A 15,725-nucleotide genomic window follows, 5' to 3' on the forward strand; every position below is an offset into this window, starting at 1 on the left:
TCACATCGAGTAAGACTCATAGTGAGAAGGACACGCGATGACCGACGAGGCGAGCTTCCTGGCCGAGTACGACCCCCGGGACTACCCGGCCGTCGCCGTGACCGTCGACGTCGTGGCCCTCACCATCCGGGACGGCAAGCTCTGCGTCCTGCTGGTCGAGCGCGGCGAGCAGCCCTTCGCCGGCCACCGCGCCCTCCCCGGCGGCTTCGTCCGGGACGAGCCGCTCGACGAGGCCGCGCTGCGGGAGCTGGCCGAGGAGACCGGGCTGCACCCCGGCGAGGGCCCCCTGGAGCGGGTCCACCTGGAGCAGCTCCGGACCTATGGGGATCCCGGCCGCGACCCCCGGATGCGCGTCGTCTCGGTCGCCTACCTGGCCTTCGCGCCGCACCTGCCGGAGCCGACCGCCGGCAGCGACGCGGCCCGAGCCTTCTGGATCCCGGTCGAGGACGCCAAGGATCTCGCCTTCGACCACGACCAGATTCTCGCCGAGGGCCTGGACCGGGCCCGGGACAAGCTGGAGTACACCCCGCTCGCGACCGCCTTCGTCGACCGCGAGTTCACCGTCTCCGAGCTGCGCGCCGTCTACACCGCGGTGTGGGGCGAGGAGCTGCACGCCGGCAATTTCCACCGCAAGGTGCTGTCGGTGCCCGGCTTCGTGGAGAGCACCGGCGAGACGGCGGCCCGCGGCGGCGAGCGCGGCGGCCCGCGGGCGAAGCTCTACCGGGCCGGCGACGCCACCCTGCTGCACCCCGCCCTGCTGCGGCCGACCCGGGAGGACCGCATCCGATGAGCCCCGGGGCCACCGACCTGATCACCCCCCAGCACCACCGGATCTAGGAGATCACCATGGGAAGCGGACGCTGGTCCACCGACGTCTACGCCGCCGCCGAGCACTACCGCGCGGCGACCGGCCAGAGCGCCTTCGCCTACAGCGACAGCGGCGCCCGCCGGGTGCACGCCGCCCTCGACCCGCGCGACGTGTTCATGCGGGAGTGCCGGGACAGCGACGAGCACCCGGCGAGCACCCCGATCGTGGTGATGTTCGACGTCACCGGCTCGATGCGGCACGTGCCGCGGGTGCTGCAGGCCGAGCTGCCGCAGCTGCTCGGCCGGCTCACCCAGCAGGGGCGGGTCACCGACCCGCAGATCATGTTCGGCGCGATCGGCGACGCCACCTGCGACCGGGTGCCGCTGCAGGTGGGCCAGTTCGAGTCGGACAACCGGATGGACGAGGACCTGTCCCGGATCGTGCTGGAGGGCGGCGGGGGCGGCGGCAAGCGCGAGTCCTACGAGCTGGCGATGTACTTCCTGGCCCGGCACGTGGTCACCGACTCGATGGTCCAGCGGCAGAAAAAGGGCTTCCTCTTCCTGATCGGCGACGAGATGCCCTATCAGCAGGTCAAGCCGGACGAGGTGGGCGCGGTCATCGGCGACGACCTGCGCCAGCCGATCCCGACGCGAGAGATCCTCGCCGAGTTGCGCCGCAAGTTCGAGGTGTTCTTCATCCTGCCCACCGCGGCCAGCCACGGCGGCGACCGGCAGGTCCTGCGGACCTGGCGTGACCTGCTCGGGCAGAACGTGCTGGAGCTCGACGACCTGGCTGACATCTGCGAGACGATCGCCCGCCAGGTGGCCTCCTCCGACGACGAGCCGCGGCGGCCGCAGCTGTCGCTCACCGCCCGCCGGTGGTGATGGCGGAGCACGTCGCGGTCGTCGACCTCGGCTACGGGGACGCCGGCAAGGGCACCGTGGTGGACGCGCTCTGCGGGCGCGGTCCGGTGCGCGCGGTGCTGCGCTTCAACGGGGGAGCGCAGGCCGCGCACAACGTGGTCACCGACGACGGGCGGCACCACACGTTCAGCCAGTTCGGCTCGGGCACGTTCCGCGGCGTGCCGACCCACCTGACCCGCTTCATGATCGTCGATCCGCTCGCGCTGGCCGCCGAGGCGGCCGCGCTGGGCAACCCGTTCGACCTGCTCACGGTGGACGGGGACGCCCTGCTCGCCACTCCGTGGCATCGCGCGGCGAACCGGCGCAGGGAGCGCTCGGACCGGCACGGTTCCTGCGGGATGGGGGTGGGCGAGACTGTCGCGTACGCCCTGAGCAGCACCGAAGCGCCCCGGGTCGCGGACGTGCGCTCCCCCGCACGGCTGCGGCGGCGGCTGGCGATGGTGCGGGACGCCTACGGGTTCGCCGACCTCCCGCTCGACGACGTGGTGGACGCGTTCACCGCGTTCGGCAAGGCGGTCCGGATCGTCCCGGGCTCCTTCACCGACCGGCTGCTCCGCGAGGGTCCGTGCGTCTTCGAGGGCGCGCAGGGCGTGCTGCTCGACGAGTGGCGCGGCTGGCACCCGCACACCACCTGGTCCACCACCACGTTCGACAACGTGGCGGAGCTGTGCCCGTCGTTCCGCCGGCTCGGGGTGGTCCGCACCTTCACCACCCGGCACGGGGCCGGCCCGTTCGTCACCGCCGACCCGGCGCTGGATCTGCCGGAGGCGCACAACGGTCACGGCGAGTGGCAGGGCGCGTTCCGGGCCGGCCATTTCGACGCGGTCGCCCATCGGTACGCCGTGGAGGTCTGCGGCGGCGTCGACGAGCTGGCCGTCACCCACCTGGACGCGCCCGGCCGGGCACCGGGCCTGCGGATCTGCACGTCCTATCGGGATACCGACCGGATCGTTCCCGGCCCGCCGCGCGATCTGGCGTACCAGGCGACCCTGACCGCCGCCCTGACCCGCGCCACCCCCGCTGAGCTGCACCGACCCGACAATTGGGCGGAAGCGATCGGCGCCCTGCTCAGGGTTCCGGTCACCCTGGAGTCGTACGGCCCGCGCGCCGCCGACAAGCGTTTCGTCCCCGCGGGAGTACACCGTCCGGAGCGGATACCTCCGGTGGCGTATTGCCCGGTCTGACCCCCCGGAGAACGCTGAACGCATCGGTTCTTCAAAGGGGGAAAGCCCGATGCGCTCCGCTTATCGAGCTGTGTCTGGATTGATTCTGCTGGGCGTCGTCGTCCAGCTGGTGGCGGTCGCCGCCGCGTGGTTCCAGGTGCTCAGCGACGTCGACGACGGCGGCGTCTTCGACAACAACACACAGAACTGGGGCCACGCCCTGCACAGCGTGGTCGGCGGCATGGTGATCCCGCTGCTGGCGGTCGTGCTCCTGGTGATCTCCTTCTTCGCCGGCGTCCCGCACGGCGTGCGGTACGCGCTGTTCGTCTTCGGCGCGGTGGTCCTGCAGGTCGTACTGGCCTTCGCCAGTTACAGCGTCCCCGGGCTGGGCGCGCTGCACGGGCTGAACGCGCTCGCCGTCGCCGGCCTCGCCGAGAACGCCATGCGCAAGGCCCGCGTCGCCGACCGGGCGCCCGCCGCGGTCGCCTGATGCGCCGCTCGACCAGGGCCGTCATCGCCGCGGTGGCGGCCCTCGCCGTGCTCGGACCGATCGGCTGGTTCTGGTACGACAGCCTGGTCCCGGGCACCTACGACATGACCGCGATGGGGTACCCGGACAGCGGCGGCGGCCCGGCCGTCGCCCACGACCACGCGGCCGGGATCTCGGTGGCCGACCTCAAGGGCCCGAGCGGGACGCCGGACGTGGCGGTGACGCTGACCGCCCGCAAGGACGGCGCGCGCTACACGCTGAACGGCTCCTCCCCCGGCCCGGAGATCCGGGCGGTCCAGGGCCAGCTGATCCAGGTGACGCTGGTCAACGAGTCGGTGCCGGACGGGGTGACCCTGCACTGGCACGGGGTGGACGTGCCGAACGGGGAGGACGGCGTCGCCGGGGTGACCCAGGACGCGGTGCCCCGTGGGCAGAGCTTCGTCTACCGGTTCGTGGCGAAGGACGCCGGGACCTACTGGTACCACTCGCATCAGGTCTCCCACGAACAGGTGAAGAACGGCCTGTTCGGCCCGCTGGTGATCACCCCGGGCCGGGCCGCGCCGCCGGACCGGGCCGCGCCGCCGGACCAGGTCGCGCCGCCGGACCGGGCCGCGCCGCCAGACCAGGCCGCGCCGCCAGACCAGGCCGCGCCGCCAGACCAGGCAGCTCCGCCAGACCAGGCCGCGCCGCCGGACCAGGTCGCGATGGTGCACACCTATCAGGGCAAGCGCACCATCAACGGGGCGCCGGGCGTCTCGGAGCTGCGGTCCCGCTACGTCCGCCTGATCAACACGGACGCCGGGCCGATCCGGGTCTGGGTGAGCGGCACGTCGTTCCAGGTCGCGGCGATCGACGGCCACGACGTGCACCGGCCCGGCACGGTGCGGGACCGGGCGGTGCTGGTCACCGCCGGCGGCCGGGTCGATCTGCGGCTGACCGGTCCGGGCCGCGTCGACGTCGGCGGCAGCGCGGCGCTCGCGGCCCCCGGCACGGCTGCGGCCGCGCTTCCGGGCGAGACAGTGGACTTCCTCTCGTACGGAGAACCCGCTCCTCTCGGTTTTGATCCTGGCCGGGCGAACCGCCGTTTCCGGTACGACATCGGCCGGCGCTTCGGCTTCCTCGACGGCCGGCCGGGCATGTGGTGGACGGTCAACGGCCACCTCTTCCCGGACATCCCGATGTTCATGGTGACCACCGGCGACGTGGTCCGGATGACCGTGCACAACGGCAGCGGCGAGGTGCACCCGATGCACCTGCACGGCCACCACGTCGTGGTCCTCACCCACAACGGCGTCACCGCCACCGGCAGCCCGTGGTGGACCGACTCCCTCGACGTGCCGGACGGCGACACTTTCGAGCTGGCCTTCATCGCCGACAACCCGGGCATCTGGGCCGACCACTGCCACAACCTGGACCACGTCCCGGAGGGCTTGGTCGCCCACCTCGCCTACGCCGGTGTCCGCACCCCCTTCCAGGTCGGCGGCAAGAACGCCAACACCCCGGAGTGAGCCAGCACCGGCAGGCGGAAAGAACGGCGCCGCCCCGGCACTCCGGAAGCACACCGGCGACCAGTCAACTCTGGGCGGACCAGCACCCCCAGCACGCGCCTCCACCCAGGACAAGAGATCCTGCTCACCAGACCACAGCCCAAAAACAAGCCGCTTCAAAATCGAATATCGCCCGATCTAACCGCACCCACAGCACAGTGACCCTCACCAACCCGGAGTCGACCAACAACTCCGCCTGTCACCGCTACCATCATCCAACGGCAACCAGAAATAATCATCAAGCTCGCTTCGCGCAACGAACCAGAACGAATCCACGGCCGCAATCTTGGAGGTCGATTGCAATTCCGAAAACGGAGGCAAGAACCGGATCCCCCAATGACCGAAAACCGCAAGACCATCAGACCCGAAGAGGACACCGAAGGAGACACCACGGATGGCCTTCGGGCCGAGGCAGAGGCGACGCCTGGAGCTCCGGTGGCAGGTGGAGCTGGCGGCCGTGGCGCCGCTGGGCGTTCCCGGGCCGAGATCGCGACGAGGGCTGGAGCTGCGGTAGTCGGCGGAGCAACGGCGGCTGGCACACCTGCGGTAGTCGGCGGAGCTGCGACTGCTGGTGGAGCTGCCGCCCGTCGAGCTGCGGCGGCGCGTGGAACTGACGCCCCCGAAGGCCTGGAACGCCCCTGAGGAGCGCAGGCTGCTGACGGCGCGGATTGCGGCTTGCCTATTCGGCGTAACTTCTCGGCGTGGCGGCGCCTCAAGCCCCAATAACGGCGAACCTCGTGCTCCCGGCGGAATTCTTCACCGATCGGCGAATAATTTCGAGCTGCGGTCCGGTCGCGCATCGCAGCAGTCTCCGACCGGCTGAAGAACGACAACTGTCCCATGCACAAATTGTCCCAGCGCCCGCTTCACCCGTGTAAGCATTCGATCATGCCAAACACCAGCATCCAGGAGTGACCTGAGGCACTCCGAAAAATCCACCGCGCACCAAATCACCCAGAGACAAAAATGGTATGCGTTATCACAGCCAGGCCGCCAGCACACTTTCGCAATCGGAGCGCTTCCGCCGTACCGAAAAGATCGGACCGCAGGCCCGAGCGAACCAGAACGGCCGGCAGGGACAGTGACCAACGGCCCCCGCGGCATGGCAACCAAGCGCAACACACAACGGACCGCAAGCGCCGGCCGCAACAGCAACCAACAGCTCCCGCGGCATGGCAACCAAGCGCAACACACGACGAACCACAAGCGCCGGCCGCAACAGCGACCAACAGCTCCCGCGGCATGGCAACCAAGCGCAACACACGACGAACCACAAGCGCCGACCGCAACAGCAACCAACAGCTCCCGCGGCATGGCAACCAAGCGCAACACACGACGAACCACAAGCGCCGGCCGCAACAGCAACCAACAGCTCCCGCGGCATGGCAACCAAGCGCAACACACGACGAACCACAAGCGCCGACCGCGACAGCGACCAACAGTTCCTGTGGCGACCGACCGGAACGCACGACGAACCGCAACCGATCGGCGCCGCCACCAGGACGAACTAGAGGTACATCCCCGTCGAAGGGATCTGCTTCGGGACGGTGACCGGCTCGGCCCCCGTCTTCAAGGCATACAGCTCCGCCAGAGTCGCCCCTTCCGGGCTGACCCCCTTCGAGGTCCCCAGCCAGGCGACCGCCTCCGGATAGGGCAACCGCCCCACCTCGATGCTCGCCAGGCACCGCCCCGGCCGGATCACCGCCGGATGCAGAGCCGACAGGTCCTCATTGGTGGTGATCGCGATCATCGCGTTGCGCCCCTGCCCGAGCAGGCCGTCCGTCAGGTTCAGCAGGCGGGACAGCGACTGGCCGGCACTCGCCTTGGCATCCCCGCTGATCAGCTCGTCGCAGTCCTCCAGCATCAGCAGGCGCCATTTCGGCTCGTCCTCGTCGCCGCTGCCCAGCGCCACGCTCATCAGGTAGGCCGGGTCGCCGAACAAGCGCTCCGGGTCGAGCACGCAGTCCACCTGGCACCACGAGCGCCACTGCTGGGCGAGCGCCCGCAACGCGGTCGTCTTGCCGGTGCCGGGCTCGCCGTGCAGCAGCAGGAGACGGCCGGTGACCGACGTGGCGTCGATCGCCATCAGGCGTTCCAGGGTGTCGGCGACCGGACGGGCGTAGTTCGGCCTGATCGTCTCCCACGGGGCGGCGCCGATCTCCCGCTGGGTGCGGCGCGGGCCGTGCGGGCCGTAGTGCCAGAAGCCGACCGGCACGCTGTCGTCGGCCGGGGCCGGCTCCTCGACCGCGTCGGCGATCACCGCGCTGATCACCGTCTCGGCCAGCTCGCTGCTGACCGCGGTGACCGTGACCCGGGCGCGGCGGCTCTGCTTCCACCGCATCACGTGCAGGGTCCAGCCGTCGCCGGTGCTGAGCCGGCCGTGCCCGTCGTCCTCCACCGCGTCCCGCACCACCTGCGCGTCCGGGACGGTCAGCGGCGCGTCGGCCCGCAGGTTTTCCAGCCAGGTGGTGCGGCCGAACGGCTCCTTCCCGGTGACGAACGGGTCGAGGGCGATCAGGTCGACCAGGTCCACCAGCCGGTCGCCGTCGTCGATCGAACCGGCCAGCGGCAGGCTCGGCGACGTCGCCTCCGGGGTGCGGGCGGCCGGGACCGCCGCACCGTTGGCTCGGTCGAGGGGCTGGTGGGGGGTCCGCATGCCTCCATGATCGCGGGCAAGTGACCTGGTGGCATCCTCTTTTTCCGCGCTATTCGCGCCCACCGGGCGGGTTGCGGCCGACCGGTCAGCGTCGTCCACGGCCGCCACCGGGCGAGTCACGGCCGACCGGTCGGCGTCGTCGGCGGCCGCCACCGGGCGGGTTGCGGACGACCGGTCGGGGTCGTCCGCGGCCCCGGTCAACGGCGCTGCAACAGGAACACCGGGATCAACCGCTCGGTCTTGGTCTGGTAGACCGCGTAGTTCGGAAAAGCCTCGACCGCCCTCGCCCACCAGACCTCCCGCTCGGCGCCGGACAGCTCCCGCGCGGTGTAGTCGTGCCGCTCCGCGCCGTCCTGCAGCTCGACATGGGGGTTCTTGCGCAGGTTGTAGACCCACACCGGATTTTTCGGGGCGCCGCCGAGGGAGCCGACCGCCAGATATTCCCCGTCGTGCTCGACCCGCATCAGCGGGGTCTTGCGCAGTTTCCCGGTCTTCGCCCCGACGGACGTGATCAGGATGATCGGTCTGCCCTGGATCGTGTTGGCGTCCGCCCCGTCGCTGGAGTCGAACTTCTCGGCCTGTTCGCGTGCCCAGTCGAGTGTGCTGGGCTCGTATTCACCGGTCAGCGGCATACGCCCGATTCTAGGGCCTGCCCTTCCGGATCACCGCACCTCAATCGCAACCGGCGCCTGACCAGCCCGCACTCCAACGGACGGACCTTTTGGTCAGTGGTTGATCACGGATGGTCACCACCGGACGAGGGAGTAAGACGGGATGCGGGTGTCGCTGCGGTACCAGGTGCTGTCGGGTGTGTTGTCGGTGGCGGCGATCGCCGCGGTGGGCGCGATGACCCTCCCGGCCGGCACGACGGAGTGGCGCCCGGTCTCCCGCCCGGTGGCCGCCCCGGCCCGCCCGGTGGCCGCCCCGGCCCAGCGACTGGCCGCACCCACGAGGCAGGCCGCCGCGCGGAAACGGCTGCCCGCCGAGATCTCCGCCGCCAAGCCGGCCCGCCTGGTCACCACCACCCTCGACCACACCGGCCGCCCGATCGTCACGGTCCGCGAGGTGACTGACAAGACCGAGGCGCAGCAGGCCAGCACCGCCCTCGGCGTCGAGGTCGACGGGATCGTCCGGGCCCTGGAGGCGCCGACCGGCACCGACACCTACCGCAGCAGGCAGTGGGATCTCACCACGATGCGGGTGCCGGCCGCCTGGGAGCGGTCCACCGGCGCCGGGGTGACCGTCGCGGTGATCGACACCGGGGTCGACGCGAGCCACCCGGACCTGGCCGGCCGGGTCCTGACCGGATATGACGCCACCACCGACCAGGTGGGCGGCAGCACCGACCCGCAGGGGCACGGCACCCACGTGGCCGGCACCGTCGCGGCGCTGGCCGGCAACGGGATCGGGGTCGCCGGGGTGGCGCCGGACGTCCGGATCCTGCCGGTGCGGGTGCTGGGCGCGAACGGCGAGGGCTACGACTCGGACACCGCGGAGGGCGTCGTCTGGGCGGCCGACCACGGCGCCGACGTGATCAACATGTCGCTCGGCGGTACGTCGCAGTCGAGTGCGTTGACCAGCGCGGTCGCGTACGCGCGAAGCAAGGGTGTGGTCGTGGTGGCGGCGGCCGGCAACGAGCGGCAGAAGGGCAGCCCGACCAGTTACCCGGGCGCCGACCCGGGGGTGATCGCGGTGGCCGCCACCGACTCCGCCGACCGGGTGGCCTCCTACTCGAACGCCGGCGGCTACGTGGACGTGGCCGCTCCCGGCAGCGCGATCCTGAGCACCTACCCGACCGCGCTGGCGTCGAGCGGGTACGCCTCGATGAGCGGCACCTCGATGGCGTCGCCGCACGTCGCGGCGCTGGCCGCGCTGCTGGTCGCGGCCCGGCCCGGGCTCACCCCGGACGAGGTGGAGTCGGCCCTGGAGGACTCGGCGGTGGATCTCGGCGCCGCCGGGAAGGACAACGATTTCGGGTACGGCCGGGTGGACGCGGTCGCGGCCCTGGACAAGGTGGCCCCGGAAGAAAAGCCGACCACGACCCCGACGCCGACGCCGACCATCACCCCGGTGCCCGCCAAGCCCACCGTCACCACCGACGTCACCGCCCGGACCGTCACCTATGGCACCCGCACCAGCACCACGTTCAAGGTCACCGCGGGCGGTGAGCCCTGGGCCGCGCAGCCGGTCTCCCTCTGTGTCTCGGCCGCCGGCGGCGCCTGGTCCTGCACCGCGGGCAAGACGACCAGCACCGGCACCTACACCGTGGCCCGGACCGCGACCGCCTCCTTCCGGGTCCGGCTCACCGCGTCCACCGCGAGCTCCACCAGCACCTACACCGTGAAGGCCGGGCTGGCGGTGGCCCGCGGCGCCAAGAAGACCCTGACCGTCAAGGTCACCGGCGCCGCCGGCCAGAAGCTCACCGTCCAGCGCTACGTCAACAAGCGCTGGTCCACCGTCAAGAGTTACGCCGCCACCAGCACCCGCACGGTCACCGGCCTGGTCAGCGGCGGCAGCTACCGCGTGGTCCTCTCCTCCACCAGCAAGGTGGCCGGTGTCACCAGCCAGACAGTGAAGGCCTGATCGAACATGCGGTTTACTCATATCCCATGGGCATCATCTCCCGGGGCTTCGGCGGGCGGCGGCGTGACTCCGCCCCCGACCTGCCCCCCGGTCAGTACCTGACACACGACTTCCCGGTCCTCTCGGCCGGCCCGACCCCGCGCGTCCCGCTGGACCGGTGGCGGCTCACCGTCGCCACCGAGTCCGGGCAGAAACACACCTGGGACTGGTCGGAGCTCCTCGCGCTGCCGTCCGAGGAGATCACCAAGGACATCCACTGCGTCACCAAGTGGTCCAAGCTGGGCACCACCTGGCGCGGCGTCTCGCTGGACACCCTCTTCGAGGACGTGGAGACCGCCGCCGACTACGTGATGGCGCACAGCTACGGCGGCTACACCACGAACATCCCGTTCGAGGACCTGCTCGACGGCAAGGCGTGGATCGCCTACGAGTTCGACGGCGAGCCGCTGCACCCGGAGCACGGCGGCCCGGCCCGGTTGCTGATCCCGCACCTGTACTTCTGGAAGTCGGCCAAGTGGGTCAACGGCCTGGAGATGATGCTCGAGGACGAGCCCGGCTTCTGGGAGGCCGCCGGCTACCACATGTATGGGGACCCGTGGTCAGAGCAGCGCTACCAGGGCGACTGAGCTGGCGGGCCGGCACGGTCTCCGCGGTCCGCCAGGAGACCCCGTCGGCACGCACGCTCGTCCTGGAGATCCCGGACTGGCCCGGCCACCTGCCCGGCCAGCACCTCGACCTGCGCCTGACCGCCGAGGACGGCTATTCGGCGCAGCGCAGCTACTCGATCGCGTCCGACTGGTCCGCGGCGAGCGGCCAGGTCGAGATCACCATCCAGCGGCTGGACGACGGCGAGGTCTCGCCCTATCTCACCGACGTCGTCGAGCCGGGCGACCAGATCGAGCTGCGCGGCCCGATCGGCGGCTGGTTCGTCTGGCGCGCCACCCAGCCGGCTCCGGTGCTGCTGGTGGCCGGCGGTTCCGGCATCGTCCCGCTGATGGCGATGATCCGCGACCGCGGCCGGCGCCGGGCCCGGCAGCCGTTCCGGCTGATCTACTCGGTGCGCACCCCGGAGGACGCCTGCTTCGCCGACGAGCTGCGGCGCCGGGTCCGCGACGACCCGGGGCTGGACGTCCACTTCGTCTACACGCGCAAGACCCCGGACGGCTGGCCCACGCCGCCGAAACGGATCGACGTTGCCACGATCAACTCGCATGGCTGGCCGCCGGACTTCGCCCCGGACGTCTTCGTCTGCGGTCCGACCTCGTTCGTGGAGACCGCCGCCGACATCCTGGTCGCGCTCGGCCACGACCCGAAAAAGGTCCGCACCGAGCGCTTCGGGGGCGCGTGATGCCCGAGCTGGACGGCAACGCCCTGGCCGGCGACCTGGCCGAGGTCTTCGCGGTGGAGATGACTGCGGCCCGCTTCACCTGCGGCGGCTGCCGGCACAGCGGCACCGTGGCGACCCTCCGCGTCTGGACCCCGGCTCCGGGCGTGGTGGGCCGCTGCCCGGGTTGCGGCGATGTCCTGCTGCGCCTGGTCCGCACCCCGCGCAGTGTCTTCGTCACGCTCGGGACCACCCGGCTGGAGCTGGACGTCTAGCGCCTGTTTCGGAGGCCGACCGGGGCTGCGGCGTGGCCAGGAGCGCGCCTGGCAGCGTCCCCGGATCACCCACATACAACCCCGGTATGCGGGCGATCCGGGGCCGTTGCCAGCCACACTCCTGACCTCGCCTCGCACTCGGCCGGCCTCCGAAACAGGCGCTAGGCTCCGGCTGTGCCGACCGTCCTGATCGCCGCGACCGTCCTGACCGGACTCGTCACCGGCGTCTTCGCGCTGTACTCGCACACGATCATGCCGGCCTTCCGCCGTACCGACGACCGCACGTTCGTGACCGCCTTCCAGGCCATCGACCGCGCGATCATCAATCCCTGGTTCATGGTCACGTTCCTCGGCGGACCGCCGGCCATCGCGGCGGCCGGCCTCCTCCGGCCGACCGTGCTCGTCTGGACCGCTTTCGGCCTCGCGCTGGCCGTCGTCGTGATCACGGTCGCCGTGCACCTGCCGCTCAACGACGCGCTCAAGGCCGCCGGCGACCCCGCCACGATCGACACCGCGCAGGTCCGGGCCGCTTTCCGGGAGCGCCGCTGGCTGCTCTGGAACCACCTCCGCACGGCCGCTTCCCTCACGGCGTTCCTGCTGCTCACGGTCGCTCTCACCCAGGCTTCCGACTGATTTCGGTACGCCTCGGAGGGTGCTGCTGATCGGCCGCGGGCACTGCGAGCCGCAACGGCGGTTACCGATGTGTGAACGTGCACATACCGGAACCGGGTTGGCAGCGGGTCACTGGCGTCCGCGGCGCTATCGTGATCGCATGCCCCAGTCCCCGAAACGCGCCACGGTGCACGACATCGCGGCCGCCGCGGGCGTGTCCCGGGGCACCGTCAGCCGCGTGCTGAACGGTGGATATGTCTCCGCCGAGGCGCGCGCCGCGATCGAGGCCGCCATCCTCGAGGTCGGCTACGTGCCGAACACGGCGGCCCGCACCCTCAAGATGCGGCGCTCGCAGGCGGTCGGGTTCGTCGCCCTGGAGCCGCACTCGCTCTTCCTCGACGACCCGAACATCGGGGCGATCATGCTGGGCGCCAACGCCGCGCTCTCCCTGGCCGACCACCAGATGGTCAGCCTGGTGGTCGAGTCGGCCCGCGACATGGAGCGGGTCGGGCGCTACCTGAGCGGCGGTTTCGTCGACGGCGCGATCGTCGTCTCGGCCCGCACCCACGACCCGATCATCCGGGTGATCAGCGACCTGCGGCTGCCCGCCGCCTTCGTCGGCCATCCCCCCGACCTGGAGCAGGGCATCCCGTTCGTCGGCATCGACAACGCCGGCTCGGCCCGGGAGATCACCACCCGGCTGGCCGCCACCGGCCGCCGCCGGATCGGCATGATCGCCGCCGCCCTGGACCGGGACTCCGGCATCGACCGGCTGGCCGGCTTCCGCGAGGCGCTCGGCCCGGCCTTCGACCCGGACCTGGTCGCCGAGGTGCCGCACTACGACTACGGCTCCGGTGGCAAAGGCATGCGCCTGCTGCTGGACCGCGACCCGTCGATCGACGGCGTCTTCGCCGCCTCCGACGCGATCGCCGCCGGCGCGCTGGAAGCCCTGCGCGAGGCCGGCCGCAGCGTCCCCGGCGACGTCGGCCTGGTCGGCTTCGACGACAGCACCTGGGCGGTCCGCACCCAGCCGCAACTCTGCACCGTCCGCCAGCCGGCGAAGGAGATCGGAGCGGTCGCCGCCCAGCTGATCCTCCGTCAGTTGCGCGGTGACCAGCCCGAGCCGACCGGCCAGCTGCTACCCACCCCGATCATCTGGCGCGACTCCGCCTGACCGCGCGGTCACCGCTCGGCGCCCTCTCCGCCGGCCGGTCTCGCCGCCGCGCGCACCGGGACCTGCGGGCCGGTCTCGCCGGCCTGGCGCGGCCGGGACGGATGCATGCGTTGCTCCGGGACGGCCGGGTGCCGGACCGCCGTCACCGGGTGCGGGCGCGGCGCCCCGCCGCTGTCCAGATGCTGCTGCAGGAGAGCCTTCGGGATCTCCCGGGTGATGTCACCCGGATGGCGGGGCAGCGCCGGGAGACCGGCCGGCACGGGCGCCTCGACGAGTGCGGCGGCCTCGTTGCGGGCGAGCCACGGCGCGGCGTAGCAGAGGGCGATGGGCAGCAGGCAGACCAGCAGGCTGGTGCACGGCCAGAGCAGCGCAGCGCCGCCGGCGTAGTGCCGGATCACCGAAACGGCGATCGCGGCGACCAGGACGGCGCACCAGCCCAGGTGGTTGCGGAAGGTACGGAGGCCGTCCCGGCTGCTGCTCTCGCCCTTCGGGGTGACCACGAACTTCGCCGGGCGGCGGGCGATCGTGCTGCACAGCTGTCCGGCATAGAGCGGCGCCGCGATGATCGACATGAGCATGCCGGTCAGGCCCCACGAGTCCGGCGGTTCGTACGGGCTGACGTTGTAGCGCCGATGGTGGATGTAGAGCCACAGCGAGAACACCGTGGCGTCGGTGTACAGCGCCAGCCAGGTCTGCGGGGCGATGGTCAGGCCGGTGACGCCCAGGCCCAGGAACAGGATCGCGTTGACGATGCCCAGCAGCCAGCCGATCGCCATCGACGGGTAGAACGTGGTGATCAGCGTGTAGTGCAGCATCGCGGCCGGGGACAGCTTCGCGAAGCGCCGCCAGTACGTACCGGAAAGGATTTCGAAGGTCCCGCGCGACCAGCGGCGTTGCTGGCTGAAATAGTCGCTCCAACTGGTCGGGCCCTCACCGGCGGAGAGCACGTCCGGGGTGTAGACCGACTTCCAGCGGTTCCCGGTCGCCGGGTTGCGGCTGGTGTGCAGGCTCAGGCCGGTGGCCATGTCCTCGGTGATCGAGTCGCTGAGGCCACCGATGCTGCGCAGCGCGTCGATCCGGATGGCGTTGTTGGTGCCGACCAGCATCGGGGTGCCGTACAGGTTGGCGGCGCGCTGGATGACGCTGTGGAACGGGAACTGTTGCGACTCGGCGGCCCGGGTGACGAACTGTTCGCTGTTCTTGTAGCACTGCGGGCCGACGGCGTACGCGACGTCCGGATCCCGGAAGTAGCCGAGGATCCGTTCCGCGAAGTTGGCCAGCGGCACGTGGTCCGGGTCGACCGAGAGCAGCACGTCGTACCGGGCGCCGTGGGCGTCGATCCAGGCGTTGTAGTTGCCGTGCTTGGTCTTGGCCCGGAAGGCGCCGGCCTCCTGGTTGTATCGCTCGACGCCGCGCCGGGTGAAGTGCCGGACGCCGAGCTCGGCGCAGACCGCCTTGACCGCCGGGTCGTCACCCTCGTCGAGCAGCCAGATGTCGAAGACGCCGTCGTGCCGGATCCGGGTGGCCGCCCGCAGCGTGTCGGCCACCACCGCGATGGGTTCCTTGCTGGGCACGATGGTGGTCAGGAAGGCGACCCGGACGCCCGGATCCGGGACGACCGGGATCGGGTCCCGGGCGGCGATCGAGGCCAGCGACAGTGAGATCACGTTGACCAGCCGCAGGAGCTCGACCACGGCGATGAAGACGATGACCGCGAGGTTCGCGATCCGGGCCGCCTCGGCGACCGGTCCGGCGTACGTCGCGCCGATGTGGTCCGGTCGCAGCAGCCAGGCGAAGAAGACGATCTCGAAGCACACGTTGAGCAGCGCGATCAGCAACGCTTTCGCATGTCGCCATCGGCCGTCGAGCTTGCGCTGATTGCGGAACTGCACACGGTACGGCTGGCCGGCCGGCGGGACGGTCAGCGGACCGGCGAGCCGGCTGAAGTGCTCCAGCCGTTCCCACGAGCCGTGCGGCGGTGAGGTGGTCGACGACGACACCGGGTTCCTTTCTCAGCACGCGCGCAACCCACTGTCCGGGGAGCAAGGGAGGGTGCGGGATGTCCGCGGCGCGAGCGTAGGCAGCTCGATCGGATGCCCACATCACCGCCGCGAGGAATTGAAGGCTTATGTCCGCTATGGATCACCCGGTAGGTGTCTCGGATACGCTG

14 protein-coding genes are annotated in these 15,725 nt (G+C 71.1%); 11 read left to right on the plus strand and 3 right to left on the minus strand.

Annotated elements, in window-relative coordinates:
• Nucleotides 1-37: 37 nt before the first annotated feature.
• The 5 genes from BJY16_RS45800 to BJY16_RS45820 all read left to right on the plus strand — a co-directional run bounded on the left by BJY16_RS45800 (nt 38) and on the right by BJY16_RS45820 (nt 4,892).
• Nucleotides 38-790, plus strand: coding sequence for an NUDIX hydrolase (locus BJY16_RS45800; protein ID WP_185046089.1), 753 nt, complete (start codon nt 38-40; stop codon nt 788-790).
• 56 nt (nt 791-846) lie between these two features.
• On the plus strand, nt 847-1,692 hold the full coding sequence (locus BJY16_RS45805; RefSeq protein WP_239176886.1) for a hypothetical protein: 846 nt from the start codon (nt 847-849) through the stop codon (nt 1,690-1,692).
• A complete protein-coding gene (locus BJY16_RS45810) occupies nt 1,692-2,915 on the plus strand; it encodes an adenylosuccinate synthetase (RefSeq protein ID WP_185046984.1) in 1,224 nt (407 codons plus the stop codon). The genes BJY16_RS45805 and BJY16_RS45810 overlap by 1 nt, the downstream gene beginning before the upstream one ends.
• A gap of 70 nt (nt 2,916-2,985) precedes the next feature.
• Nucleotides 2,986-3,384, plus strand: coding sequence for a hypothetical protein (locus BJY16_RS45815; protein ID WP_239176888.1), 399 nt, complete (start codon nt 2,986-2,988; stop codon nt 3,382-3,384).
• Entirely contained in the window at nt 3,384-4,892 is a 1,509-nt protein-coding gene (locus tag BJY16_RS45820) for a multicopper oxidase family protein (protein ID WP_185046091.1), read from the plus strand. Before BJY16_RS45815 ends, BJY16_RS45820 begins: the two co-directional genes overlap by 1 nt.
• A 1,546-nt stretch (nt 4,893-6,438) precedes the next feature.
• Here BJY16_RS45820 and BJY16_RS45825 read toward each other — a convergent pair.
• Nucleotides 6,439-7,587, minus strand: a complete 1,149-nt coding sequence (locus BJY16_RS45825; RefSeq protein ID WP_185046092.1) for a DUF5925 domain-containing protein — start codon at nt 7,585-7,587, stop codon at nt 6,439-6,441.
• A 197-nt stretch (nt 7,588-7,784) separates the two neighbouring features.
• A complete protein-coding gene (locus tag BJY16_RS45830; RefSeq protein WP_185046093.1) occupies nt 7,785-8,219 on the minus strand; it encodes a nitroreductase family deazaflavin-dependent oxidoreductase in 435 nt (144 codons plus the stop codon).
• 142 nt (nt 8,220-8,361) lie between these two features.
• On the opposite strand from BJY16_RS45830, the gene BJY16_RS45835 reads away from it, so the two are divergent.
• The 6 genes from BJY16_RS45835 (at nt 8,362) to BJY16_RS45860 (ending at nt 13,555) form a co-directional block, all read left to right on the plus strand.
• On the plus strand, nt 8,362-10,170 hold the full coding sequence (locus BJY16_RS45835; RefSeq protein WP_185046094.1) for a S8 family peptidase: 1,809 nt from the start codon (nt 8,362-8,364) through the stop codon (nt 10,168-10,170).
• A gap of 26 nt (nt 10,171-10,196) precedes the next feature.
• Entirely contained in the window at nt 10,197-10,796 is a 600-nt protein-coding gene (locus tag BJY16_RS45840) for a sulfite oxidase-like oxidoreductase (protein ID WP_185046095.1), read from the plus strand.
• On the plus strand, nt 10,766-11,518 hold the full coding sequence (locus BJY16_RS45845) for a ferredoxin reductase (protein ID WP_185046096.1): 753 nt from the start codon (nt 10,766-10,768) through the stop codon (nt 11,516-11,518). Before BJY16_RS45840 ends, BJY16_RS45845 begins: the two co-directional genes overlap by 31 nt.
• Nucleotides 11,518-11,769, plus strand: a complete 252-nt coding sequence (locus tag BJY16_RS45850; protein ID WP_185046097.1) for a DUF6510 family protein — start codon at nt 11,518-11,520, stop codon at nt 11,767-11,769. The genes BJY16_RS45845 and BJY16_RS45850 overlap by 1 nt, the downstream gene beginning before the upstream one ends.
• Before the next feature lie 174 nt (nt 11,770-11,943).
• Nucleotides 11,944-12,402: an anthrone oxygenase family protein gene (locus tag BJY16_RS45855; protein ID WP_185046098.1), complete on the plus strand. Its 459-nt coding sequence runs from the start codon at nt 11,944-11,946 to the stop codon at nt 12,400-12,402.
• A 139-nt stretch (nt 12,403-12,541) separates the two neighbouring features.
• Nucleotides 12,542-13,555 carry a LacI family DNA-binding transcriptional regulator gene (locus BJY16_RS45860; protein WP_185046099.1) on the plus strand — a complete coding sequence of 338 codons (1,014 nt, stop codon included), beginning with the start codon at nt 12,542-12,544 and terminating at the stop codon, nt 13,553-13,555.
• An 8-nt stretch (nt 13,556-13,563) separates the two neighbouring features.
• Here the strand turns inward: BJY16_RS45860 and BJY16_RS45865 are convergent, their stop codons facing one another.
• A complete protein-coding gene (locus BJY16_RS45865; RefSeq protein WP_185046100.1) occupies nt 13,564-15,555 on the minus strand; it encodes a glycosyltransferase family 2 protein in 1,992 nt (663 codons plus the stop codon).
• Between the last annotated feature and the right edge of the window lie 170 nt (nt 15,556-15,725).

Source organism: Actinoplanes octamycinicus (genome assembly GCF_014205225.1).
GTDB classification, from domain to species: domain Bacteria; phylum Actinomycetota; class Actinomycetes; order Mycobacteriales; family Micromonosporaceae; genus Actinoplanes; species Actinoplanes octamycinicus.

What these genes read in the sequence shown, in the direction of transcription:
- BJY16_RS45800 (WP_185046089.1), top strand. Translation starts at nt 38, where the DNA reads ATGACCGACGAGGCGAGCTTCCTGGCCGAGTACGACCCCCGGGACTAC.
- BJY16_RS45805 (WP_239176886.1), top strand. Translation starts at nt 847, where the DNA reads ATGGGAAGCGGACGCTGGTCCACCGACGTCTACGCCGCCGCCGAGCAC.
- BJY16_RS45810 (WP_185046984.1), top strand. Translation starts at nt 1,692, where the DNA reads ATGGCGGAGCACGTCGCGGTCGTCGACCTCGGCTACGGGGACGCCGGC.
- BJY16_RS45820 (WP_185046091.1), top strand. Translation starts at nt 3,384, where the DNA reads ATGCGCCGCTCGACCAGGGCCGTCATCGCCGCGGTGGCGGCCCTCGCC.
- BJY16_RS45825 (WP_185046092.1), bottom strand. Translation starts at nt 7,587, where the DNA reads ATGCGGACCCCCCACCAGCCCCTCGACCGAGCCAACGGTGCGGCGGTC.
- BJY16_RS45830 (WP_185046093.1), bottom strand. Translation starts at nt 8,219, where the DNA reads ATGCCGCTGACCGGTGAATACGAGCCCAGCACACTCGACTGGGCACGC.
- BJY16_RS45835 (WP_185046094.1), top strand. Translation starts at nt 8,362, where the DNA reads ATGCGGGTGTCGCTGCGGTACCAGGTGCTGTCGGGTGTGTTGTCGGTG.
- BJY16_RS45840 (WP_185046095.1), top strand. Translation starts at nt 10,197, where the DNA reads ATGGGCATCATCTCCCGGGGCTTCGGCGGGCGGCGGCGTGACTCCGCC.
- BJY16_RS45850 (WP_185046097.1), top strand. Translation starts at nt 11,518, where the DNA reads ATGCCCGAGCTGGACGGCAACGCCCTGGCCGGCGACCTGGCCGAGGTC.
- BJY16_RS45860 (WP_185046099.1), top strand. Translation starts at nt 12,542, where the DNA reads ATGCCCCAGTCCCCGAAACGCGCCACGGTGCACGACATCGCGGCCGCC.